Below are 24,267 nucleotides of genomic sequence, written 5' to 3'. Positions count from 1 at the left end.
GCGCACCTGGATTCGCGCCTTCGGGCGCCGCGCCGCTTCGCCTCTCGTTCGATCCATCAATGAACACCGAAGGAGCGGTTCAATGCTTTCGACTCAAGAACCTGAAGTGCAACAAGCGGTAGGGCAACAGCAGGACGTCGTCGCCGACGCGCCGTTTTCGTCGCTCTCGACGCGCATGCATCAGATGTTCCCCGCGCTCACCTGCGCGGAAATCAGCCGTCTGCGCCGTTTCGGCGAGATTGGCCACTGGAAAGCCGGTGAGCTGCTGTTCGAGACCGGCCTCACCGGTCCCGGCATGTTCGTGCTGCTCGAAGGACGCGTGAAGGTGTATCAGCGCGACGGCATCGGGCGCGAAGTCCTGATCAACGAACATGGCGCCGGGCATTTCCTTGCCGAAGTCGGCCAATTGTCGGGACGGCCCGCGCTGGTCAACGGCATGGCGCTCAGCTCGGTGGAAGCGTTGCTGATTCCACCGGAGCAGCTGCGCGCGTTGATCGTCGCTGAGGCGGAACTCGGCGAGCGCATCATGCGCGCGCTGATCCTGCGGCGCGTGTCGCTGATCGAAAAGGGCGCGGGCGGGCCGATCCTGATCGGCAACAGCAGCGACGCCCGGCTCGTCATGTTGCAAGGCTTCCTGTCGCGCAACGGCCATCCGCATTCCGTGATCGACGAACGCGACGAAGACGCGTTGCGGCTGATCGAACAATTCGCCGCACAGAAAGAAGACATGCCGCTGGTGATCTGCCCGGACGGCTCGGTGCTGCGTCATCCGAGCATGCCGGAACTTGCCACGTGCCTCGGCTTGCTGCCCGATCTCGACGATGCGCATGTGTACGACGTCGCGATCGTCGGCGCCGGACCGGCGGGGCTCGCCACCGCGGTGTACGCCGCCTCCGAAGGCCTGTCGGTGATCGTGCTCGACAGTCGCGCGCCAGGCGGCCAGGCCGGCGCGAGTTCGCGGATCGAGAACTACCTCGGCTTTCCGACCGGCATCTCCGGTCAGGCGCTGGCGGGCCGCGCGTTCGTGCAGGCGCAGAAATTCGGCGCGCACGTCGCGATTCCGGTCAACGTGAAGGCGCTGCATTGCGCGGAACGGCCGCATCGGCTGGAACTGAAGTGCGGCGGGCATATCACGGCGCGTGCCATTGTGATCGCGAGCGGCGCCGTCTACCGGCGCCCGGCGCTCGAAGGGCTCGACCGCTTCGAGGGACGCGGCGTCTACTACTGGGCGTCGCCGGTCGAAGCCAAGCTATGCAAGCGCCAGGAAGTCGTGCTGGTGGGCGGCGGCAACTCGGCCGGCCAGGCGATCGTCTATCTGGCGACGCACGCGGCCAAGGTCCACGTGCTGATCCGGCGCAGCGGTTTTGAAGCCACCATGTCGCGCTATCTGATCGATCGGATCCGCTCGCTGCCGAATGTGATCGTGCATCCGAACTCGGAGATCGGCCGGCTGGATGCCGACGAAAGCGGTTTGTCGTCGGTTGCCCTGAAAAAGCCGTTGCCCGACGGCACCGATCATTTCGACACACGCCATCTGTTCCTTTTCACCGGTGCGGATCCGAATACCGACTGGCTGCGTACCTGCGGCGTGGAGCTCGACGAGAAAGGCTTCGTGCTGACCGGCACGAGCGCCGACGGCGCGTCGGTCTGCGATCTCGCGACGACGGTCGAGGGCGTGTACGCGATCGGCGACGCCCGTGCCGGCTCGACCAAACGGGTGGCGGCGGCCGTCGGCGAAGGCGCCGCCGTGGTCGCGCAGATCCATCAACTGCTGGCGGTTTCGGCGGGAGAAGCGGTTCCGCTGGGCGCCTGAATGCTCTCAACCGCCCGCCGGCCTTGCGACTGCCGGCGGGTAACCTGCTGTTACACACGCCTTCAACTGGTTGCACCTGGCTTGCTTTCTGCCTCGTAATATTGCCGTCAGCCATTCGACAGTGAATGGCCTGCTCTTTCGACCGCAATCTTGCAGGAGACAAGCATGATCCAACGCGCGATCATTTTCGCCGCCTTCGGCCTTGCCGCCGCGTGCGCATCGACTGCCGCCTCGGCGCGGGTGAACGTCGGCGTGTTCGTCAATACACCAGGGCCGGTGTACGCGGCGCCGCCGGTCTATGCACCACCGCCGGTCGTGTATGCGCCTCAACCGGTCTACGGTTACGGCTACCGGGACGACTACTATCGCGGCCGCCACTGGCACCACGATCATGGCCGTCATCGCGGCTGGGATCGGCATCACGGCCGCGGGTGGTAAAGGCAAGTTTGGGCGCTTCACGCTACAGTAGCGGCTGCTGATCCAGACTGGGTCCCGCGTCCGCTCCCATCGCAGTCACTCACTGATCAATACCCGCGTGAAGACTCTTTCGCTTTCCGCCGCCCGTACCCTGCATCTGGCCGCGCAAGGTTTGCTGACGCCGCCGCGCCGCAAAGCCGTCAAGGCCGACGTGCTCGACACGATCCACCGCATGGCGCAATTGCAGATCGACACGATTCACGTCGTCGCGCGCAGCCCCTATCTCGTGTTGTTCAGCCGGCTCGGCGCCTATCCGCAGCAATGGCTCGACGAGCATCTCGCCGAAGGCAAGCTGTTCGAATACTGGTCGCATGAAGCCTGTTTCGTGCCGATTGAAGAATACGGCCTGCTGCGCCATCGCATGCTCGATCCGAGCGGCATGGGCTGGAAATACGCGGCCGAGTGGCACAAGAAGTATCGCAAGGACATCGAGAAGCTGCTCGCCCACATTCGCGCGACCGGTCCGGTGCGCTCCGCGGATTTTGCCCGCGAGGCCGGCAAGGGCAACGGCTGGTGGGACTGGAAGCCGGAGAAACGCCATCTGGAAGTGCTGTTCGCGATCGGGCAATTGATGGTGGCCGAGCGGCGCAATTTTCACCGCGTCTACGATCTGACCGAGCGCGTGCTGCCGGATTGGGACGACGCGCGCGATCTGCCGCCCGCGCACACCGTGACCGAAGCCGTGTTACGCCGCACGTGCCGTGCGCTCGGCGTCGCGCGCGCCGATTGGGTCGCCGATTACTACCGGCTGCCGCGTCGCCCGTATCGTGACGAACTGCATGCGCTCGCCGACCAGGGCGAGCTGATCCCGGTAAGCGTGGAAGGCTGGAAGCAGGACACGTACGTGCATCGAGACTTCGCCGCGATACTCGACGATGCCGCGAGCGGCAAGCTCTCGTCGACGGTCACCACGGTGTTGTCGCCATTCGATCCGGTGGTGTGGGACCGCAAGCGCGCGGCGGCGCTGTTCGACTTCGACTACGCGATCGAATGCTATACGCCGGCCGCGAAGCGCAAATATGGTTATTTCGTGTTGCCGCTGCTGAGCCGCGGGCGTCTGGTCGGCCGCGTGGATGCAAAAGCGCATCGGACCCAAGGCGTGTTCGAGCTGAAGTCGCTGCACATCGAACCGGGCGTGCGTCTGAGCGCCCGTCTCGCCGGCGATCTGCGCCGCGCGTTGCAACGCTGCGCGGATTGGCACGGCACGCCGCAACTGCAAATCACCTCCGCGCCGCCGGAATGGCTCGACGCGCTAAGCGTCGACGACGCCTTAGGCGACAGCGTGGCCGCCTGAACGTCGCATCAGCGCCGCACTCAATGCAGCGCCGCCCACGCAAGCGACAAGGAAAACACGCCGAGCACGATCGAAGCGCCGCGCTGCATCTTGACCGGATTGAGCCAGGTGAGCCTGCCGCTGCCGAGCGCCGCGCCGAACGAGATCCACGCGAGTGCGATCGGCATCAGCAGGCAGGCGAACATCAGCATCGAGAAGGCGTAGGCCGGCAGGTGCGCGAAAGCGATAGCCGGAAAGATCGTGCCGGCGAACAGCAAGCCCTTCGGATTGAGCAGCGTCGCCACGAACAACGTGCGCATGCCGCTCGCCCGCTGCGCCGAGTCGGGCAAGGCGACCGCCGCGCGCCACATATCGACGGCGAGATAGGCGATGTACAAGCCGGCCGCCACACGCAACAGCGAGGGCAACCACGGCAGCGCATGCGCCGCCTGGACGAGGAAATGCCCCCACACAGAGATCGAGACGAGATAACCGCCCAGTTCGGCGACGATCAGCGGCAGCGAGCTCCGTACGCCCTGGCGCAAGCCGGCCGCGGCAAGCAGTGTATTGGTAGGCCCGGGCGTGATCAGCACGACGACAATGCCGACGGCCAGCAACGCGATAGCAGACGCAGAGAGCATAAAAAAGGCGCAATGTTGGAGACAGTGCGCCTTTTTATCATAGACGGCGGCGGCGCCGAAATGCAGCGGCCGAATGCGATGATGAATCGCAACCGCTTTATGCCGGCACGCGAAACAGAAGCAACGGCCTTTCGACATCGGCACGCATGCCGATGCGAATCGCGCCGCCCACGGACAGCGCGCGGTCGCCTTTAGTGATCCAGCTTCGCGCGTAGCTCGCGAGCGGCTTCCAGCAGCCCTTCGTAACCCGAACGCGCATGCTCCGGTAAATCGGGATCGCCGACAAACGTGCCGAGCGTTTCGATCAGGCTATACAGAATGCCCTTCGCGGCACCGGATGCAATGCTGCCCGACGATACCTGCTGATCCACGTGACTAAGCGCCGCGTCGAGGTTTTCCAGATCGGGCCGGTCGCCCGTGGGTGGCTTAGGCGTTACGTCTTGCGTCATGATGAAACTTCGCTCCTGTTGATGCAGCGGTGAACAAGCCATCCTTTCATGTTGTTATATACCGATCGTGCGTTGCCGTCCATTCGGGATCGGGCCGAACGCGATCTGCGTTAAGGCGTCCATCGATACATCAGAATTTTTGCGCGGGCGTCGTCTTCGACTAGGACAGCGTACTCGCCATTGTCGCGTTGCACGGCGCTGATACCAAGATACACGTCGACCCAGCCGCTCGTGCTGCCGACGCTCGCGCCCGGCGTCATTGAGCCGACGGCCTGGCCGGTGCGCGCGTCGTACACATCCACCTTCTGCGTGTACAACTCCGCCACGAAAATGTAATTGCCCGCCACCGCGACGCCCACAGTCGTCGTTTGCGGATTGCTCTGCGTGTTCCAGGGCAGCGAAATCGTGTACTGCTGCGTCGGCGTGCCGGAGCTCCAGTTGTCATAGCGCGCGAGCACCGGGCCAGCCTCTTTCCAATGCGTCGCATCCCACGGGATCGCGCTGGTGAAGCCGGAGATGTACATGGTATCGGTGGCCGCAATGTAGACGATCCGCGCAATCCGCGTGAACGGTTGTGGCATCGCGAACATCTTTGAACTGGCGTACGTGTAGATCGGATTGCCGGCGGAATCGAAACCCTGCAACGGCATTTCGCGGACGCCGCTCAACGGCGTGGCGAGCCAGACATTGCCTAGCGTGTCGACCCACCAGAACCCGTTGCCCACGGTGCTGCCGGTCGACGGATTGCTGCTGATCTCGCTGGCGTCGACGCTGCCGTTGCCATTGCTGTCGCGCCACAGCCATTCACCATACGTAGGCTGCGCCGCGGGCCACGCGCCCGGCAGCGGATTTTGCGCGAGCAGGCCAGACGGAATCGCCATTTCACCGTGCGCGGCGTCGAAGCGATAAACGTTCAGATAATGCGCGCCCGGATCGAGTGTGTAGAGAAACGGCTGGCCGTTGATTCGACGTACCATCGGCTCGCCCCGCACTCCACGCGGCTCGTGAAACGCGGGGTCGTCCGGATAGTCGAAACGATCGAGCGTGAAACCCGCGTACGACCACTCGTGGCCGACGGGCTGGTTGTAATCGAGCGTGAAGCGCTTCGAGCCTGTGTAGACGGAATTGGGCGTGGCGGGATCGAACGCTGCGCTATCGACGAACGTCAGGCCGTACAAGCGCCAATTGAAAGCGTGCGAACTGTACACGTAGCTTTCGAGCACCGCGCCTTGTCCGACCGATGCCGATCCGACCGGTCGCGGCCCTTCGCCGTTCTGCGCGACGTACAGATTGCCTGCTGGATCGACGCCGATGCCCGTCATGCCGTTGAAGCGCCAATTTCCGGGCACGCCCTTGACCGTGTGAAAGATGCCGTTGCGCGTGCCGATCGCCGCGGCGGCTTGCGGTTGATCGTTGGCGTCCTTGTTGAAGACAAGAATCTGTTGCGACGGACCATTGTCCGCGACGAGGATTTGCCCCGCCGGCGTGACCGCGATATCAACCGGCACGGCGCCCGCGGGCAGCGTCAACCTACCGGCGAGCGCGGTGCCATTTGCCGCACAGTGTTGAATAGTTAGGTTTCCAGAAGAGACGCCACTTATCACCCACAGCGTCGAGTCGGTATCCACCGCGATGCGTCCCGGCGACGTTACGTTCCAAGAGCGCAAGCGCTGCATCGAATTCGCGTCCAACACGACGATCCGGTTGGCGTAGGTATCGGCCACATACAGTTCGCTGTCGGTGGCGGCCATGCCGCGAATGCTCGCATCGGTGCCGGTCGCAGCCGCCTCGAGCGGCAGAAAACTGTTCTTCGTCGCATTGGCGCTATTGCCGGTGCCGCCGCTGAACGGCGCGCCGGTCGCCAGATTGGCGAGCGTGCGGCGCGTGATGCCGTACCAGGTCAGGTTGGCCGCCGGATAATCCGCGCCGACCAGGGCGTTGCTCTCGTTGCCGATCGACATCGCCGCATACAGGTACGTGTGATTCACCGCGACCGCGTCGCCACCCGCCGCGCCCCAGCCATGCGTCGAACCGGCGACGGCGATCTTGTCGCCCGCGCGGTAGGCTGCGATTTCGCTTCCGCTTTCGTCCCAGGGCGCGTTGGTGTAAACGGTGCCGTCGGCGCCGACGCTGATAGCCTGGATATCCTGCTGCATCCATTTGCCGTCGCCGAAACCAAAGCTATTGCCGATCCATGACGTGGTGTAATTGAGTTGAGATTGCGCCGACGCATTCAGCGGAATAAGACTGTGAAAGATAACAACTGCCACGCCCAGGCGAGAGAACAATGTCACGACGGTATTTCCTTGCAAGGTGCGAAGCGCGCACGGCCGGCGTGTCGGGCGACAGATTCGCAGGCATGCGGATCGATAGGCAATCGCGCACGCGTAAATGTTGACGTTTTATCCTCGCATAGAAAAATCGGAAATATATTGATAAAAAATTCGCGTTAAAAGTTGAATTGTCCCCAACCATCCGGAGCGCATAAGCTCGCGCAAAAATGCGGTGCTACCTGCTATTCACGCGGATGCGATAAACGCAGCGACGCGCGCCTGCCAGCACATGCTCTTCGCGCTCGATCGATCCGTCTTCCCCGACGATCTCCGCAAAGAGTTGCAACTCCGTGCGGCAAAATCCCTGGCAAGTTCGCGCCGCCGCGCAAATCGGGCAATGGTTTTCGAGCAGCAGCCAGTCGCGTCCGTCTTTGTGCAACTCCGCCATGTAACCCTCGGCGCTGCGAATCTCCGCCAACTTCGCGAGCCGCGCCTTGAGGCCTTTGACCGGCTTGAGCGCCGCCAGATAATTCGCGCGCGTTTCAACGGCGCGCTGGTCGATCAGCTTGTCGAGTCCCGCTTCGCCGAATAGCTGGCGAATCGACCCGAGCAATTGCACCGTCAATTGCGGATGCGTGTCGGGAAAACGCGCGTTGCCCCCCTCCGTCAAAGCCCAGCTTTGACTCGGCCGCCCAGGTCCCGTTTGCGACGCTTGACGTCCTTCTATCAATCCGCCGCTCAGCAGCTTCTGGATCTGCTGGCGCGCCGCCTCGACGGTGATACCGAGTTCGCTCGCGATCGATGCCGTCGACAACGGCCCCTGCACTTTCAACAGATTCAGGATGCGATCCACCGGCGCGAGGCCCGGTGAATTTTCCAAGCTTTCATTTGCATATCTCATCGAGTGCCATTATTATCCAAGCCAATACTTGCATAATAAGCCAGCCTCGCACGGCTGTCCACGACATGAAAAATCTGCAATCGAATGCGCCCGCATGGAGCGATCTTCTCAGTGGCAGCAACGGCTGGCGGGCATTGGGTCTGGCCGGCGGCGTCGCGCTGCACGCCACCAACGTCTATGTCGCGACGACGATCCTGCCCTCGGTCGTGCACGACATCGGCGGACTCGAACTGTATGCGTGGAACACCACGCTATTCGTGGTCGCGTCGATTCTGGGTTCGGTGTTGTCGGTGCGTCTGCTTGCGGGGCTCGGCGCGCGCGCCGTTTATTTCAACGCGCTCGCCGTATTCGCGTTGGGCACTGTGGTCTGCGCGAGCGCACCGTCCATGCCGTGGATGCTGGCCGGCCGCACGTTGCAAGGCCTCGGCGGCGGCATACTGCTCGCACTCAGCTATGCGTTGATTCGCGTCGTGTTCGAAGAGCGCCTATGGCCTCGCGCGATGGGACTGGTGTCGGGCATGTGGGGCGTTGCCACGTTGTGCGGGCCCGCGCTCGGCGGCGTCTTCGCGGAACTCGGCGACTGGCGGCTCGCGTTCTGGGTCTTGCTGCCGGCCATCTTGCTGCTCGGCGTGATCGTGCATCGCGAGGTGGATGGCAAGCACGCGACCGGCGCGGCGGCGCCCATTCCGTTGCTCAAGGTCATGCTGCTCAGCGCTTCTGTTCTGGTGATTTCGCTTGCCGCCTTGAGCGAGAACATTGTGTGGAACGCCTTCGGCGTCGCGGCCGGCCTTGGCTTCGTCTGGCTGCTCGCGAGACTCGAACGCGATAGCACGCGTACGCGCTTGTTGCCGAGCGGCTCGTATTCGATCCGCACGCGCATCGGCAGCATTTATGCGTGCATGAGCCTGCTCGGCATCGGCGTGACCAGCGAAATCTTCGTGCCGTATTTCTTGCAGACGATTCATGGCCGTTCGCCGCTCGCGGCCGGCTATCTGACCGCTTTGATGGCGGCCGGCTGGTCGTGCGGGTCGATGTTCAGCGCCGGACGTTCCGCCGTCGCCGCGCAACGCTTGAGCCGCGCGGGCCCGATCGTCGAAGCGCTCGGTCTTGCCGCGCTCGCGTGGCTGATGCCGCAAGCCGGCCTGTTCGACAGCGTGAGCGGAACGCTGACACTGTGCGCGGCGCTCGTCAGCGTCGGGCTGGGTGTCGGAATCGGCTGGCCGCATCTGCTGACGCGCGTGTTCACCGCCGCGCAATCCGGCGAGGAGAACCTCGCATCGCTCTCGATCACCACCATTCAACTCTTCGCGATGGCGCTGGGCTCGGCACTCGCCGGTCTCGTCGCGAACGGCGCGGGCCTCACCACGCTGCCCGCGCAGCCTGGCGCGCAACAGACCGCCGTGTGGCTGTTCGCGATCTTTGCGATCGCGCCGCTGCTCGCAGCTGGATTGATACGGCAGCAGCCGCGCTCAAACGGAGAAGCATCGTGATAGATCGCGTGCAGGCCATGCGGATTTTCGTACGCATCGTCGATATGAGCAGTTTCACGCGCGCCGCGGAATCGCTCGAAATTCCGCGGGCCACCGCGACGACCACCGTGCAGGCGCTCGAGTCGCTGCTCGGGGTGCAACTGCTGGTGCGCACGACGCGCAAGGTCACGCTGACCGCCGAAGGCGCCGCCTACTACGAGCGCTGCGCGCAGATTCTCGCGGCGATCGAAGAAGTCGAATCGGGGCTTTTCAACCGGCCGGAAAATTTGCGCGGCCGCTTGCGCGTGGCCATGCCGGGCATGATCGCAGCGTCGATCGTAGTGCCGGCATTAGCCACGTTTCATGCGCAGCATCCGCATGTGGAACTGGCGCTCGGCGTGCATCATCGCTCGCCCGATCGGGTCGGGGAGAGCGTGGATTGCAGCATCGAGTTAGGTGAGTTGCCGGATTCACGCTTGCTTGCGCGCCGGCTGGGGTTGATCGAGCGCGTGACCTGCGCGAGCCCTGCGTATCTCGCACGATTCGGCGAGCCGCGCCATCTCGACGATCTCTCGGATCACGTCGCCGTGCACTGGCTGTCGACGCAAACCGGCCGCCGCATGGACTTCGACTTCAGCGTGGCGGCGCGAGCGAGCAAGGTGAAAGTGGACAGCTTCATTCAGGTGAACGACGAACACACTTACCTCGCCTGCGGACTCGAAGGCCTCGGCTTGATTCAGCCTGGGCGCGCGATTGCCGCGCCGTATCTCGCGTCGGGACAGTTGGTCGAAGTGTTGCCGAAGTGCAGGCCCGCGCCGGTGCCTGTCGCTGTGACGTATGTGAAGAGCCGGCAGATTTCGCCGCGCGTGCGCGCTTTCGTCGACTGGCTCGTCGAGGTATTCGAAAGCGCGCCCGGCATGGTGAGAACGACCCACGCGCAGGCGGTCGATTCATCGCCGTGGCCAGCGCTCGATTCGACTCGCGACGCCACTCTGACGCTTTGTTGAGCGGCGAGTTTCACGCGTGATCAGCAGTCGCCGCTTGCGCGGCCGCGGCCGCCGCCTCCGCCGCCGCAACAGCGGGCGATACGATCGCCGGCTGCCCCGTCTGCCGACGCGAGCGGCCCGAGCTCAGATAGTCCGCGATCGAATCCTGCGTGACTTCGCCGACGTAACGGCCGTCCGCATCCAGCACCGGCATCCATGACGAGTTGAACTGGTACATCTTCGACAGCACGATGCGCAGATGCTCGTCCGCGCTGACTGTCGCCTTGAACGCGGTCAGATGGTCGCCGCACACGCCCTGGCCCGCGCGCGCCGCGCGGCGCGTCACGTAGCCGAGCGCCTGCTGCTTGTCGTCGACGATGGTCAGATAGCGGCTGTCGCTGTCGTCCATCATCTGGAACGCGCGCGCGACCGGCATGTCGGCATGCGCGGTTTCCGGCTGGGTGGCGGCGTCGCCGGCCTTCACCAGCAAGAGGCGTTTCAACGTGCTGTCCTGACCGACGAACGCGCCGACGAACTCGTCGCGCGGATGCGCCAGCAGCGTGTCAGGATGATCGTATTGCACCAACTGACCACGACGGAACACGGCGACGCGGTCGCCAAGCTTGATCGCCTCGTCGATGTCGTGGCTCACCATGATCACGGTCTTGTTCAGTTGACGCTGCATCTGGAAGAACTCGTTCTGAATCGCCTCGCGATTGATCGGGTCGACCGCGCCGAACGGCTCGTCCATCAGCAGCACCGGCGGATCGGCGGCCAACGCGCGAATCACGCCGATGCGCTGCTGCTGGCCACCCGACAGTTCACGCGGATAGCGCTTCAGATACTGCTTCGGATCGAGCGCGACCATCGACATCAGTTCCCTGGCCCGCTCGCGGCAACGCTTCTTGTCCCAGCCGAGCAGGCGCGGCACGACCGTGATGTTCTCCTCGATCGTCATATTCGGAAACAGGCCGATCTGCTGGATCACATAGCCAATGTGGCGGCGCAATTCGACTTCGTTCAGACCCGAGGTGTCCTCACCGTTGATCAGCACGCGGCCCGAAGTCGGCGCGATCAGACGGTTGATCATCTTCAGCGTGGTGGTCTTGCCGCAGCCCGACGGGCCGAGAAACACGCAGATTTCGCCTTCGCCGACGGTCAGGCTCACCGAGTCGACCGCCTTCACCTGCTGGCCGTCCTTCTGCGTAAACGTCTTGGTCAGTTTGTCGAGTTCGATCATGTCTTTTGTACTCCCTTCGGGGTCAGCAAGCGTTGCAGCGCTTGCAGCAGCAGGTCGGCGACGATCGCGAGCACGCTCACGAGCACGGCGCCCACCAACAGTTTCATCATGTTGCTCTGGCCGATCGCGCGGATGATCAGCGTGCCGAGACCGCCGGCGCCGATCACCGCGGCGATCGTCATCACGCCGATGTTCATCACGACGGCCGTGCGCACGCCGCCGAGAATCACCGGGACGGCGAGCGGCAAATCGACGAGCCGCAGCCGTTGCCACACCGTCATGCCGATACCGATGCCCGCTTCCTTAATGCCGGCGTCGACGTTACGCAGCGCGAGGTAGGTGTTGCGCATGATCGGCAGCAGCGAATAGAGGAACACGGCGGTGATCGCCGGCACGGCGCCGATGCCCTGGCCGAATCGCGAGAAAACGGGAATCATCAAGCCGAACAGTGCGATGGACGGCAAGGTCAGCACCACCGTTGCAATGCTCAGCAGCGGCGCCGCCAGCCACTCGTGCCGATTGATCAGGATACCTAGGGGTACGCCGACGGCAATCGCGCAACCCACCGCGATCCCTACTAGCCACACGTGTTGCGCGGTGAGTTGCAGCAATTCAGGCCAGTTGGCCGATAGATAGTCGAATACAGTCATAAAGAAGATCTCCGCTCAGGGCAGCTTGTGCGTGCGCAGGAATTCCGCCGCGACTTCGCGCACCGGCTTGCCGTCGATGTCGACCTGCTTGTTCATCTCCAGCATCGTGTCGTTGTTCAGCGCGTCGGACAACGCGTTCAATTGCGGCGCGAGTTGCGGGTTCTGGTCAAGCGTCGTCTTGCGCACCACCGGCGTGGCGTTGTACGCGGGGAAGTAGTGGCGGTCGTCTTCGAGCGGCATGATGTTGAAGCCCTTCACGCGACCGTCCGTCGTGTAGATCAGCCCGATCGGCACCTGGTTGTTATGCAACGCAGTGTAGACAAGGCCCGGATCCATCTGACGCGTTTCCTCGCGGCTGAACTGCATGCCGTAGGCGGCTTCGAGCGGCTTCAGGCCGTCTGGGCGATTGGCGAACTCCGCATCCATGGCGAACACGTGCTTCTTTTTCGGCTCCGCCGCCATCTTCGCGGCGAGTTGCGAAATCGTGCGGATGCCCGTTTGCTGCGCCACCTGCTGCGGCAAACCGAGCGCGTACGTGTTGTTCAGCGGCGAGCAATCGAGCCACACGAGACCGCGTTTCGCATCGAGCGTTTTCACGCGTTCGTACATCGTCTTCGGATCGAGCTTTTCGGTGATCTTGTTGTAGACGATCGCGGCGGTGCCGGTGTATTCCCACGTGATATCGACCTGCCCGTTCTCCTGCGCGCTGCGCAACAGCGTGCTGCCGAGACCGGTGCGGGCGTCGATCGTGTAGCCCTTCGCGCGCAGGTATTGCGACGTGATCTCGGTAAGAACGTATTGCTCGGTGAAATTTTTGCCGCCGAGTACGAGTGTCGCCGCGCTCGCGTGAATATTCGTGAAGAGCAATGCGCCGACGGCGATCCAGCGGCTGCGTTTGAACAGACTCGTCATGCCGTCACCCCGCGTCGCGCGAGCAGATAGCGGCTGCCGGTCGAGACGATGCCGTCCAGCACGAGCGCCAGAATCGCGGTGGCCGCCGCACCGAGCAATAGCTGCTGCTGGTTGTTCAGATAGATGCCGGGAAAGATCAGCGTGCCGAGACTGTCCGCGCCGATCAGATAGGCGAGCGGCGCGCTGCCCACGTTGATCGCGAGCGCCGTGCGCACGCCACCGATGATGATCGGCATGGCATTAGGCAACTCCACGCGCAACAGCGACTGCCAGCCCGTCATGCCGAGACCGCGCGCCGCTTCTCGCAGCGCTGGCGAGACGTTCTTCATGCCTTCGTAGGCATTGCGTGTAATGGGCAGCAGCGATGCGAGAAACAGCGCCACGAGCGCCGGAATATCGCCGATGCCGAAGATGCCGAGCGCGATCGCCAGCACGGCCAGCGAGGGAATCGTGTTGCCGATGTTGAAGATCTGCATGAAGCGTTCGGCGTGACGCGCGAACGACGGGCGGCTCAGCAATACGCCGGCGGGAATGCCGACCAGCAGCGCGAGAGCCATCGAATAGCCGACGAGCAGCAGATGCCGTTTCGTGTAGTAGACGAGATCAGGCGCGTACTGATGCAGCGCGCTGGGGTCGATCGCGCGACACAGCAACGCGACGACAACACCGATGGCTACAAGACTGCCGATCAGTCTGGCAGGACGTTGAATCATGAAGATGCGCCTCCTTGTTCGAGCGACGCGCGGAAATAGCCGCGCCGCACAGGCGTCGAGATGACGCTGCGAATGGGAAGTTCGGGACGCGGCAGATGCCGCGAGGTGAACCGAGTGGTGCCGGGGTTTTCTTTGCCCGGCGCGAAGGCGATGGGGTTTCGCCTTCGGTGGCGGACCAGTCAGCAAAACTGGTGCCAGATCCATCGATGAAGTTGGGCAGCAGCGCTGGGCTGCTTGTCCGGCGGGGATTTGGGCCCCCTATGAATACCGGTTTTTTACCGGCAATGGGCCACGATGCAAGTGCTGCTAGTTTGCATACAACCCCTTCTAACTTGGCTTATTTAGCTGCGATTTCGCGGTTAGGGTGCTGGGATTATACGGGCGTTGGGTGGCTTCGTCTACCCATGTGGTTAATGCGGACGAAGTGGTGACGGTGCTGGCTTTGATTTTTGCTTGATTTCCGCACTCCTGAAAAAGCTCACCCGTGGCTTCCTTCACTGCTTTTTGAGCTCCCGAAAATACTCACCTCAAACACTCGCAAGTGCCGCCGGGTCAACCTGATTCATCACCGTTGATCAAGGGGCGCGTTGGCAACCGGTGTCTCTTCGGCACTCTCGGCACGGCGGCGGATTAGCGCGCCGCCTCGCCGGGAAAACGTCCCTCAAGAAGTCCGCACCCGCCGCACGAAGATACGCCGCGTGAGATCGAACGCCACCAGATTGCCGGCCACCACCAGCAACAATCCGACGACGGCCAGCGCGGACCACCGATAGCCTTCGAATACCGTCGACACCGCCAGCGCCACGATCGGAAACAACACCGTGCAGTAAGCAGCCCGCTCGGGTCCGATGCGCCCGACCAGCATCAGATAGGCCGTGAAGCCAATCACCGAACCGAATATCGCGAGATAGGCCAGCGCGCCAAGATAACGTGCGGACGGCTCGACGGCGAACGAGAAGCCGGCCAATACGCTTCCCACCGTCAGGACACCTGCGCCGATCAGCATCGCCCAGCTATTCGTGGCGAACGGGTGCAAGCCCATCGATTGCATGCGGCTCGACAACAGGTTGCCGGCCGAAAAGCACAGGGTTCCAAGAAACGCGATGCCGAGACCGAACCACGCGGCATGATCGCCGAGGTGTCCGGTCATCTGCTGAACGAACAGGCACACGATACCGACGAGCCCCAACGCTGCCCCCGCGATCGCCGTGGGTTGCAACGGCCGGCCCATGAACAGGCGGCCGTTGATCGAATTCAGCAGCGGCGCGGTGGAGAACACCACCGCCACCAGGCCGCTCGGCACCACCTGTTCAGCGTAGTAGAAACACAGAAAGTTCAGGCAGAAGAGCGCCAACCCTTGCGCGACCAGGAATCGCCATGCAGCGCGCGGCGGCCAGATCGGCCGACGCATGATACGCAGCAACGCGAACAACACCAGCGCCGCGATCCAGAAACGCCAGGCAATGGATACCGGCGGCGGCACCGCCCCCAGTTGCCATTTGATCGCGATCCACGTGGTGCCCCAAATCAAAACGGTGGCGGCATAAAGGGACAAATTCATGGTCAAGCCTGCAGCAGCAAATACGGAAGCCCACTATGCCGCAGCCTGGCCGGCCGCACTTGTCCAGGATTGCGCACTTTTTCGGAGTGGCAAGCCGCCGCGCACGGGCGGCCGTATACTGGCGCTTATCCAGTCCTGACGAGTATTTCGCCCGCTTCGTGAACGCCAGACCGCCCGCCCACGCGACCCACCCTACCGAAACGCCGTTCGGCCTTCATTCGGTGTGTCATACGCTGAGCAGCGCCAATGCGAATCTGGACCGCTTCGCGTGGCTCGGCGACCGGCTGGCCATCGCCGTCTGGACTCGCGACACGGAAGAAGCCGAGACCGTCTACGAGCGGCCCGGACATCACACGTTGTCGTGCTATCTGGACGGCGGCTATCGCACCGAGCGTCAGAAAATGCCGGGGCATTATGGCGCGCCGTCGCGGCTCTGTGCGCTGCCCGGCGAGCACGAATCACGCTGGTGGGTGCGCGGGCACATGCATTTCATGCACCTGTACTTCCTGCCGGAGCACTTCACGCAGCGCGCTGTTCAGGAACTCGACCTCGAGCCGCGCGAACTGACGCTCGCCGATCGCACGTATTTCGAAGACGCCCGCATCGCCACGTTGTGTCAATCGCTTGCGAACGAAGACTGGCAGGACCCCGACGGCTTGCTGCGCACCAATGAGACCGCGCATCAGGTGCTGAGTCTGCTGTTGCGCGCGCAAGGCGTGCGCCGCCCGGATGCGTCGCTCAAAGGCGGTTTGTCGGTCGCGACTCGCCGGCGGCTGCATGACTATATCGAAAGCCATCTCTCGCAGACGCTCACACTCGGCGAACTGGCCGGCGTAGCGGCGTTGTCGGAATTTCATCTTGCGCGCATGTTCCACACTTCGTTCGGACTGCCACCCGCCGCGTGGATCGCGCAGCAGCGGCTCGAACGCGCCCGCACGCTATTGCGCACCACGACGCTGCCGCTCGCGCAGGTCGCCGAGCAGTGCGGCTATGCCAACGCCAGCCATTTCAGCCACCGTTTCCGCGAGAGTGTCGGTGTCGCACCGACTGCGTATCGGCAGGCTATCGCCGCCTGAGCGCGGGCCGGCGCGCTCTGCGTTGCTGCTGCTACTGCATTTACTGCAACGCCATCGCCAGCACACGCGCCACATGGATTGCGTCGACGCCCGCGCCGTCGTGGATCTGATGCCGGCAACTCGTGCCGTCCGCGACCATGAGCGTGTTGCCGTCCATCTTGCGCACCGCCGGCAGCAGTGACAGCTCCGCCATGGCCTGCGATGTCGCGTAATGCTCCGCCTCATAGCCGAAACTGCCCGCCATCCCGCAGCACGACGATTCCACCGTCGATACCTTTAATTCAGGAATCCACTTCAACACGGTTTGCACGGGCGTGAAGGCGTCGAAGGCCTTTTGATGGCAGTGGCCGTGCACCAGCGCCTGCTGCTTCGCCAAAGGCTTCAACGCAAGCTGCAAACGTCCGGCCTTTTCCTCGCCCACGAGAAACTCTTCGAATAGGAACGCCTGCTTCGAGAGTTGCTGCGCTTCTTCGCCAAAGCCATAGTGCAGGAATTCATCGCGCAACGACAGCAAACACGACGGCTCCAGTCCGACGATCGGCACACCGCGCTCCACGAACGGCTTGAACAGATCAAGCATGCGCCGCGCTTCCTGCTTCGCTTCATCGACCAGACCCGCCGCGAGGAACGTGCGGCCGCAGCACACGGGCCGCTCGCCCTGGCGCGTATTGAAGTGCACCGTGTAACCCGCGGCCTCCAGCACCTGGTGCGCAGCGCGCGCGTTCTCCGGCTCCATGTTGTTGTTGAACGTATCGACGAACAGCAACACTTCTTTGAGCGAGGCGCCTTGAGATGCTTTGCACGGCGGCACCGCGTCTGCCAAAAACGACTTCTTGAAGCGCGGCAAGCTACGCTCGGGCGCGAAGCCCACGGCCCGCTTGAACCAAGCTGACAGCACCGGCACGTTGTCGGCCAACGCCATCAACCCCGGCATGCGGCCCGCCGTCGACGCGTAACGCGGCATAAAAGCCACCAGCTTGTCACGCAGACGCAGCCCGTGGCGTTTGACCCGCGCCGCCCGTGCCTCGATCTTGAACTTCGCCATATCGACGCCCGTCGGGCAATCGCGCTTGCAGCCCTTGCACGAGACGCACAGATCGAGCGTCTCTTTCACGTCGTCGCTCGCGAGACCCGCTTCGCCGAGTTGACCGGAAATCGCGAGGCGCAACGTGTTCGCGCGTCCGCGTGTGACGTGCTGTTCGTCTTTCGTCACGCGATAGCTCGGGCACATGGTGCCCGCGTCGAACTTGCGGCAGTGGCCGTTGTTATTGCACATCTCGACGGCCTTCGCGAGCCCGCCGGACAGATCGTTGCCGCTGCCCGGCAAGGTCACCTGTCCGGTCAGCGGATCGCGTTCGACATTCCATGCCGACCAGTCGAGCGCCGTGTCGATGCGATGTTCCTTGTAGCCGGGTGCGAAGCGGAAATTGCGCGCGTCGTCCATCTTCGGCGGACGCACGATCTTGTCGGGATTGAAGCGGTTGTCCGGATCGAACAAAGCCTTGATCTCGCTGAACGCCTGATTCAGACGCGGCCCGTATTGCCACGCAACCCATTCGCCGCGGCACAGTCCGTCGCCGTGTTCACCGGAATACGCGCCCTTGTACTCGCGCACGAGGGCCGCCGCTTCATCGGCGATCGCGCGCATCTTCTGCGCACCGTCGCGCCGCATGTCGAGAATCGGCCGCACGTGCAGCGTGCCGACGCTCGCGTGTGCATACCACGTGCCTTCCGTGCCATGCCGATGGAACACCTCGGTCAGGCGGCTCGTGTACTCAGCGAGATGTTCGAGCGGCACCGCGCAATCTTCGATGAAGGACACCGGCTTCCCGTCGCCCTTCATGCTCATCATGATGTTGAGACCGGCCTTACGGACTTCCCACAATGCTTTCTGCTCGTTCGCGTCCGGCATCTCGACGACCGAATCGGGCAAGCCGAGATCGGCCATCAGTTCCGTGAGTTGCTTGAGCGACACGAGCTGCGCGTCGCGGTCCTCGCCCGCGAACTCCACCAGCAGAATGGCTTGCGGCTCGCCGACCAGCGCCTTGCCGATCACCGGACGAAACGCCGGATTGCTCATGGCCAGATCGATCATGGTGCGATCGACCAGTTCCACCGCCACCGGCTTCAGCTTGACGATATGCTGCGTCAGATCCATCGACTGCCAGAAGGTCGGGAAGTTGACTACGCCCAGCGTTTTATGCGCGGGCAGCGGCGCGAGCCTGAGCGTCAATTGCCGGCTGAACGCGAGCGTGCCCTCCGAACCGACCAGCAGATGCGCGAGGTTCGCGACGCCGTCGTCGGTATAAGCGCGCGGGTTCTGGCAATCGAACACGTCGATGTTGTAGCCTGCCACGCGGCGCAAAACCTTCGGCACACGCGCCACGATTTCGTCGCGCTCGCGTTCGGCGATCTGCTTCACGCCCGCGAGTATCTGCTCCAGGCGCGCGCCTTGCGGCGCTTCACGCAGCGAGGCGAAACGCGCTTCGCTGCCGTCGGCGAGAATCGCGTCGATTGCGTCGACGTTGTGCACCATGTTGCCGTATTCGATCGAACGCGAGCCACACGAATTATTGCCGGCCATGCCGCCGATCGTGCATTGCGCGGCCGTCGACACGTCCACCGGAAACCAGAGACCGTGCGGCTTGAGCCAGGCGTTCAGGTGATCCAGCACGACGCCCGGCTCGACCGTCACCGTGCGCGCTTCGGCATCGAAGGCGACGATGTTGTTCAACCACTTGCTCGTATCGATCACCAGCGCTTCGCCGACCGTCTGACCGCATTGGCTTGTGCCCGCGCCGCGCGCGAGCAGCGGCACTTTCTCGCTGCGCGCGATTTCCAGTGCGATGCGCAGATCGTCCTGGTCGCGCGGCACCACCACGCCGATGGGCGTGATCTGGTAGATCGACGCGTCGGTCGCGTAGCGGCCACGGCTCGCCGCATCGAACAGCACGTCGCCACGCAATGATTTGCGCAGATGCTGCGCGAGCGGACTCGTCAGGCGCGCGGAAGACGGAACCAGGTGGATCGGCTTGACGAGTAAAGCGGAAGTGGGGTTCGTCATATCGTCGGTCTATGGCAAATACAGGGGAAGCGGCTAGTACAGCGTGAGGCTGACCGGCGCGAGTCCTTCAATGCGCCCGCTCGCCGTGCCCGCCGTCTGCGGAAAGAACATGCCGGTATATGAACCGGCTGTGACGATCATCTCCGGCGCCACGGCAATGCCGCGCGAGGTGGCGTGATTGACGAGCCACGTCAGCAGGCGCCGCGGATCGCCGGCCGGATTGGCAGGCGTTGCTTTAACCACATCGTTTCCGTCGAAATTGAAATGCAGCGACGGCGCCACGAACGGAAAGTCCTCGCGATACGGCGTGAATTCGCTCACGATCAGCGCGCCGTGGTTCTGCAAATCCGCGAGTTGGGCGAGCTTGTCGACAGCGGGCCATTCCGCGTAGCGGCTCGCCACGATTTCGATGGTCGCGCCGATCCAGCCGATGCCCGCCAGCACTTCAGCCTCGCTATAAGGCGTGGTGGAAACTTCAAAGCGGCGTCCGAAGCGAAACGCGATTTCCAGTTCGAGGCCCAACGGCGCGAAGACTTCGCGCGGCAAACGGGCACCGTCTGCATGCAAGTCGATGTCGGGCAACGGCGCGCCCTGGATCGGACCGCTTTCGGACTTCGCGCCGATCTTCCAGCCGGCGATCCGCGCGCCGCATGCGTCCAGGATTTCGTGCTGGATCGCGTACGCCGCAGCGGCGTCGGCGGGTGTTTGCTCCGCCGGCAACGTGTCGAGCGTGGCGTGATTGCGGCGTGCGTCGGCAAGAAGCCGGCTGAGTGCTGTCGTCATATCATCAAAGGCGAAGAGAGAGGGAACGGTGTAGTGCGCTCAAACGCCCATGCCGGTGGGGACGTGCGCCTTGTCGGCTGCGTTGAGGGCAAATTTGCTTTCCGGCTGCATGCGGAACGCGAGCACCACGCCGATTGCCATCAACAGCATGCTGCCGACGAACGGCAATTCCCAGCTACCGAAGTAGTCGATCAGGAAGCCGCCGACCACCGGCGAGATGATCGCGGCCAAAGCCGAGCCCGTGTTCATCATGCCGCTCGCCGTGCCCGAGTATTCCGGCGCGATGTCCATCGGAATCGCCCACATCGGACCGATCGTCATTTCAGCAAAGAAGAAGCCGGACGCGAGACACGCCATCGACAGATACAGGCTGTGCGTGAACATCAGCGGAATCAGCGAAAGCAGGCAAAAGAACATGCAGACCGATACCATCCAGCTGCGTGCACGCTTCAAGTTGCCAGTGCGCGTGAAGATCCAGTCGGTCACGATGCCGCCAAGCGTGTCGCCGATCACGCCGGCGAAAAACACCACCGAAGCGAAGATCGCCGACTTCTGAAGTTGCAGGTGATAGCTGTGCAGAAAGTATTGGGGAATCCAGCTCAGGAACAGCCAGAGTGTCCAGCCATAGCAGAAATACACGATCGTGACCGGCCACATGCGGCGAAACAGTTTGCCCCACGGCACGCCAGCGACTTTCGGCTTCGGCGCGGGGAGCGCGGCGAGCTCGTCGTTCGTGATACGCGGATGATCTTTCGGATGTTCGGTGAAGGTGATGGTCCACACGGCGACCCACAACAAGCTGAACACACCGCAGATATAGAACGACTCGCGCCAACCCCAGGTCGCCATGACGAGCACGATCAGGCCGGGTGCCACCGCATTGCCGATCCGCGACGCCGCATGCGTGATGCCCTGCGCGAAACCGCGCTTTTCTTTGGCGACCCAGCGCGCCATTGCGGAAGTGGCGGCGGGAAACGTCGCGCCCTCGCCGAAGCCGAGCAGCACACGCGCGGCCAGCAGCGAAACGAGGCCGCCGGCAAAACCCGTCAGCAAAGTCGCGACGCCCCAGATTGCGCCGCAAAAAATCAACGTGCGTTTCGCACCGAAGCGATCACTGACCCATCCGCCGATGATCTGAAAGATCAGATACGGATACGCGAAGGCCGAGAACACCAGGCCGACTTCCGTATGCGAGAGATGGAATTCCTTGCCGAAACCCGCAGCCGCGGTGCTGACGTTGACGCGGTCGAGGTAGGTGATGAAGTACATGATGCATAGCATCACTAGAACGATACTGGTCGCACTGGTCACACGAAACCGCTTCATCGTCTCTCTCCATTGCATGTGTCGACGGCGGCCTGAGATGGCGCGCTGCGTCGTTGCCCGGCAGCGGCTCGCGCCGCGGGACCATCGCATTTGATCGGGGCCGCGTTCTATGCGCGGCTTCGTGAGGGGGAGTCCCTTTTTTTTGCGAGTCGTTGGCTGTGCGCGGCGCTCAGGCTGCGGCTTTCAGGCCTGATGCCTTCGTCGGCTGGCTCAACCATTCCATAGCGGCAGGCATGCCGCTTTCCTTGAGCGGCACGCCCGCGAGCCGCAGACCCATTTCGCAGCCGGCCAGCGTGGCCAGCAGCATCAGGTCGTTGCAGTCGCCGAGATGGCCGATGCGGAACATGCGCCCTTTCATCTTGCCGAGGCCCGTGCCAAGCGACATGTCGAAGCGTTCGTAGATGAGCTTGCGCACCGCATCGGCATCGATGCCATCGGGCATCATCACGCCCGTGAGCACCGGGCTGTACACCGACGGATCCGCACACTGAATCTCCAGGCCCCATGCGCGCACCGCGCGGCGGGTCGCTTCGGCGAGACGTTCGTGACGGGCGAACACGTTGTCGAGCCCTTCGCCGAGAATCATCTCGAGCGCTTCATTAAGTCCGTAAAGCAGGTTCGTGTTCGGCGTGTACGGCCAGTAGCCGGTCTTGTTCATCTCGACGATGTCAGTCCAGTCCCAGAAGCTGCGCGGCAGTTTTGCCTGCTTGCTGGCGGCCACGGCTTTCGGCGAGATCGCGTTGAAGCTGATGCCCGGCGGCAGCATCAAACCCTTTTGCGAGCCCGAGACGGTGACGTCGACGCCCCATTCGTCGTGACGGTAGTCGGCACAGGCGAGGCCCGAGATCGTGTCGACCAGCAGCAAGGCTGGGTGACCCGCAGCGTCGATCGCGCGGCGCACGGCGGCGATATCGGAGGTCACGCCCGTGGACGTTTCGTTGTGCACCACGCACACCGCCTTGATCGCGTGTTGCGTGTCGGCGCGCAGACGCTCCTCGATCATTTGCGGCTGCACGCCGCGACGCCAGCCTTCAATGCCCGGCAGGCCGAGAAACTCCGGCTTCAGCCCGAGGCTTTCCGCCATCTTTTTCCACAGCGTGGCGAAGTGGCCGGTTTCGAACATCAGCACGTGGTCACCGGGGCTCAATGTGTTCGAGAGCGCCGCTTCCCAGGCGCCCGTGCCCGAGGCCGGGTAAATCACCACCGGCTGCTGCGTCTTGAAGATTTTCTTGATGCCGTCGAGCACCTTCAGACCAAGTTCGCCGAACTCCGGACCGCGGTGGTCGATGGTCGGGTAGCTCATCGCCCGGAGGATACGGTCGGGCACCGGGCTCGGACCCGGAATCTGCAAAAAGTGACGGCCAGCGGGGTGAAAGTCTAGCTTGAGCATTGGGCTCCTCCGATTGAATTTTGCATTCAAAAAACTATATCAGACGAACCGTGATGATCCCAAGGCGAAAATTGCCTGTCGGCACCGGTGTTTACCCGTGCTATTAACTAATCTTTCAGCTTCCTATAAAATCTGAGCTAATGGGATGTTGAGGGTTTTTGTATGCAAAATTCGGATTTCGAGGCGAGCGTCGCTACTTCCCCGTTGATGCCGAAGGTCGAGCGGCAGCGCTTGCACGACACGGTGGTGGAACACATTCGGCGCTTCATCGTCGAAGGCGTGCTCGAGCCGGGCAAGAAACTGAACGAGCGCGAGCTGTGCGAAACGCTCGGCATTTCGCGCACGCCGCTGCGCGAGGCGCTGAAGGTGTTGGCCGCGGAAGGGTTGATCGAGATTTCGCCGAATCGTGGCGCGTCGGTGTGGAAGATGTCGGAGGCTGAGTTGCGCGAGACCTTCGAACTGATGAGTGGTCTCGAGGCTTTTTCCGGCGAGTTGGCGGCAGAGCGGATGACGGCTGCTGAACTCGCCGAGATCAAGGCGCTGCACTACGCGATGCTCGCGTGTCGTACGCAGAATGATCTGGCCGGGTACTACAGTCGCAATCAGGCGATTCACGACAAGATCAATGAGGCGGCCAGGAATTCAGCACTGCGGCAGACTTATGTCGCGGTGAATCGGCGATTGCAGGCGCTCAGGTTTCGGTCGAACTTCCAGGTCCCTAAGTGGGATAGCGCGATTCATGATCACGATGAGATGCTGAAGGCACTTGAAGCGCGGGATGGTAAGAAGCTGAGCGCGATTCTTCGGCAGCATCTGCTTGATAAGCGTGATGCGGTTTTGCAGGTGCAGTCGCGGGAAGAGGTGGCGGCGTCGCCGTTGAAGACTTGAGTTGAGTTAAGGTATCTAAGCGGCATTTGCTTTCGGCGTCGGCGTGGTCTGCATGTCCGCGCCGAAGGCAAAACTTGTCCACCTAAAATGTTGGCAAGCCTGTGGACAACCTTCTTACATCCCAGGCAAGTGGTTGATGTGATGGACGTATTGGGTTGCGGGTGATGCGTGAGCAAGAGGCGGGACTTTGCAATAGGCGACGCCAGCAATGGGTTACAGAAATGCACGGCCTCTCAAACTATGGTCACAAATCACACCCTATGATTTTCCGTCAGTAGCTAGGGCCACCGCGCCCGAGAAACAGGGGCGCTGGCCCGAACTTCTAAAGTGTGTTGTATCGGATCAGTCAGCTGTCATACCGCGTGATCCGAGTGACTAAAAG

Annotated in this window: 20 protein-coding genes; 7 read left to right on the top strand and 13 right to left on the bottom strand. The window is 62.9% G+C overall.

All coding sequences use genetic code 11. The features are described 5' to 3' along the window. The first annotated feature begins 82 nt into the window (after positions 1-82). From PQR32_RS24530 to PQR32_RS24520, 3 genes are all read left to right on the top strand, one after another. Complete coding sequence (locus PQR32_RS24530; RefSeq protein ID WP_408232798.1) at positions 83-1,813, top strand: FAD-dependent oxidoreductase; 1,731 nt, start codon at positions 83-85, stop codon at positions 1,811-1,813. Positions 1,814-1,978: 165 nt separating this feature from the next. Further along, on the top strand, positions 1,979-2,251 hold the full coding sequence (locus tag PQR32_RS24525) for a hypothetical protein (protein ID WP_408232795.1): 273 nt from the start codon (positions 1,979-1,981) through the stop codon (positions 2,249-2,251). Positions 2,252-2,348: 97 nt separating this feature from the next. Beyond that, a complete protein-coding gene (locus PQR32_RS24520) occupies positions 2,349-3,584 on the top strand; it encodes a winged helix-turn-helix domain-containing protein (RefSeq protein ID WP_408232788.1) in 1,236 nt (411 codons plus the stop codon). A 20-nt stretch (positions 3,585-3,604) separates the two neighbouring features. Here the strand turns inward: PQR32_RS24520 and PQR32_RS24515 are convergent, their stop codons facing one another. From PQR32_RS24515 to PQR32_RS24500, 4 genes are all read right to left on the bottom strand, one after another. Further along, on the bottom strand, positions 3,605-4,204 hold the full coding sequence (locus tag PQR32_RS24515) for a LysE family translocator (RefSeq protein ID WP_408232785.1): 600 nt from the start codon (positions 4,202-4,204) through the stop codon (positions 3,605-3,607). 191 nt (positions 4,205-4,395) lie between these two features. Continuing rightward, positions 4,396-4,653: a hypothetical protein gene (locus tag PQR32_RS24510; protein ID WP_012428738.1), complete on the bottom strand. Its 258-nt coding sequence runs from the start codon at positions 4,651-4,653 to the stop codon at positions 4,396-4,398. Between the two features lie 110 nt (positions 4,654-4,763). After that, a complete protein-coding gene (locus tag PQR32_RS24505; RefSeq protein ID WP_408232782.1) occupies positions 4,764-6,947 on the bottom strand; it encodes an NHL repeat-containing protein in 2,184 nt (727 codons plus the stop codon). A 214-nt stretch (positions 6,948-7,161) separates the two neighbouring features. Next, positions 7,162-7,806: a helix-turn-helix transcriptional regulator gene (locus PQR32_RS24500; RefSeq protein WP_408232779.1), complete on the bottom strand. Its 645-nt coding sequence runs from the start codon at positions 7,804-7,806 to the stop codon at positions 7,162-7,164. A gap of 86 nt (positions 7,807-7,892) precedes the next feature. Between PQR32_RS24500 and PQR32_RS24495 the strand changes: the two genes are divergently transcribed. Next, complete coding sequence (locus PQR32_RS24495; RefSeq protein ID WP_408232776.1) at positions 7,893-9,317, top strand: MFS transporter; 1,425 nt, start codon at positions 7,893-7,895, stop codon at positions 9,315-9,317. Then, positions 9,314-10,303, top strand: coding sequence for a LysR family transcriptional regulator (locus tag PQR32_RS24490; protein WP_408232773.1), 990 nt, complete (start codon positions 9,314-9,316; stop codon positions 10,301-10,303). Before PQR32_RS24495 ends, PQR32_RS24490 begins: the two co-directional genes overlap by 4 nt. Before the next feature lie 10 nt (positions 10,304-10,313). Here PQR32_RS24490 and PQR32_RS24485 read toward each other — a convergent pair whose 3' ends face one another. From PQR32_RS24485 to PQR32_RS24465, 5 genes are all read right to left on the bottom strand, one after another. Beyond that, positions 10,314-11,522, bottom strand: coding sequence for an osmoprotectant ABC transporter ATP-binding protein OsmV (locus tag PQR32_RS24485; protein ID WP_408232770.1), 1,209 nt, complete (start codon positions 11,520-11,522; stop codon positions 10,314-10,316). Then, entirely contained in the window at positions 11,519-12,172 is a 654-nt protein-coding gene (locus tag PQR32_RS24480) for an ABC transporter permease (protein WP_408232767.1), read from the bottom strand. The genes PQR32_RS24485 and PQR32_RS24480 overlap by 4 nt, the downstream gene beginning before the upstream one ends. A 15-nt stretch (positions 12,173-12,187) precedes the next feature. Beyond that, complete coding sequence (locus PQR32_RS24475; RefSeq protein ID WP_408232764.1) at positions 12,188-13,084, bottom strand: glycine betaine ABC transporter substrate-binding protein; 897 nt, start codon at positions 13,082-13,084, stop codon at positions 12,188-12,190. Further along, positions 13,081-13,797, bottom strand: coding sequence for an ABC transporter permease (locus PQR32_RS24470; protein WP_408232761.1), 717 nt, complete (start codon positions 13,795-13,797; stop codon positions 13,081-13,083). The genes PQR32_RS24475 and PQR32_RS24470 overlap by 4 nt, the downstream gene beginning before the upstream one ends. Before the next feature lie 661 nt (positions 13,798-14,458). Then, positions 14,459-15,358 carry a DMT family transporter gene (locus PQR32_RS24465; RefSeq protein ID WP_408232758.1) on the bottom strand — a complete coding sequence of 300 codons (900 nt, stop codon included), beginning with the start codon at positions 15,356-15,358 and terminating at the stop codon, positions 14,459-14,461. A 158-nt stretch (positions 15,359-15,516) separates the two neighbouring features. Here PQR32_RS24465 and PQR32_RS24460 point away from each other — a divergent pair, with 158 nt between their 5' ends. Then, positions 15,517-16,434 (top strand): helix-turn-helix domain-containing protein, encoded by a 918-nt coding sequence (locus PQR32_RS24460; RefSeq protein ID WP_494471423.1) that lies wholly within the window; start codon positions 15,517-15,519, stop codon positions 16,432-16,434. Positions 16,435-16,474: 40 nt separating this feature from the next. Here PQR32_RS24460 and PQR32_RS24455 read toward each other — a convergent pair whose 3' ends face one another. The 4 genes from PQR32_RS24455 to PQR32_RS24440 form a co-directional block, all read right to left on the bottom strand. Then, positions 16,475-19,498 carry an FAD-binding and (Fe-S)-binding domain-containing protein gene (locus PQR32_RS24455; protein ID WP_408232752.1) on the bottom strand — a complete coding sequence of 1,008 codons (3,024 nt, stop codon included), beginning with the start codon at positions 19,496-19,498 and terminating at the stop codon, positions 16,475-16,477. Positions 19,499-19,531: 33 nt separating this feature from the next. Continuing rightward, positions 19,532-20,281 carry a 2-keto-4-pentenoate hydratase gene (locus PQR32_RS24450; RefSeq protein ID WP_408232749.1) on the bottom strand — a complete coding sequence of 250 codons (750 nt, stop codon included), beginning with the start codon at positions 20,279-20,281 and terminating at the stop codon, positions 19,532-19,534. 39 nt (positions 20,282-20,320) lie between these two features. Continuing rightward, positions 20,321-21,607 (bottom strand): MFS transporter, encoded by a 1,287-nt coding sequence (locus PQR32_RS24445; RefSeq protein ID WP_408232746.1) that lies wholly within the window; start codon positions 21,605-21,607, stop codon positions 20,321-20,323. Positions 21,608-21,776: 169 nt separating this feature from the next. Then, positions 21,777-22,997, bottom strand: coding sequence for a pyridoxal-phosphate-dependent aminotransferase family protein (locus PQR32_RS24440; protein ID WP_408232743.1), 1,221 nt, complete (start codon positions 22,995-22,997; stop codon positions 21,777-21,779). Positions 22,998-23,159: 162 nt separating this feature from the next. Between PQR32_RS24440 and PQR32_RS24435 the strand changes: the two genes are divergently transcribed. After that, entirely contained in the window at positions 23,160-23,885 is a 726-nt protein-coding gene (locus tag PQR32_RS24435; protein WP_408232740.1) for a GntR family transcriptional regulator, read from the top strand. Positions 23,886-24,267 lie beyond the last annotated feature (382 nt).

It is taken from the genome of Paraburkholderia dipogonis (genome assembly GCF_046027395.1).
GTDB classification, from domain to species: Bacteria; Pseudomonadota; Gammaproteobacteria; order Burkholderiales; family Burkholderiaceae; genus Paraburkholderia; species Paraburkholderia dipogonis_A.
This window is presented reverse-complemented; position numbering and strand designations above follow the sequence as displayed.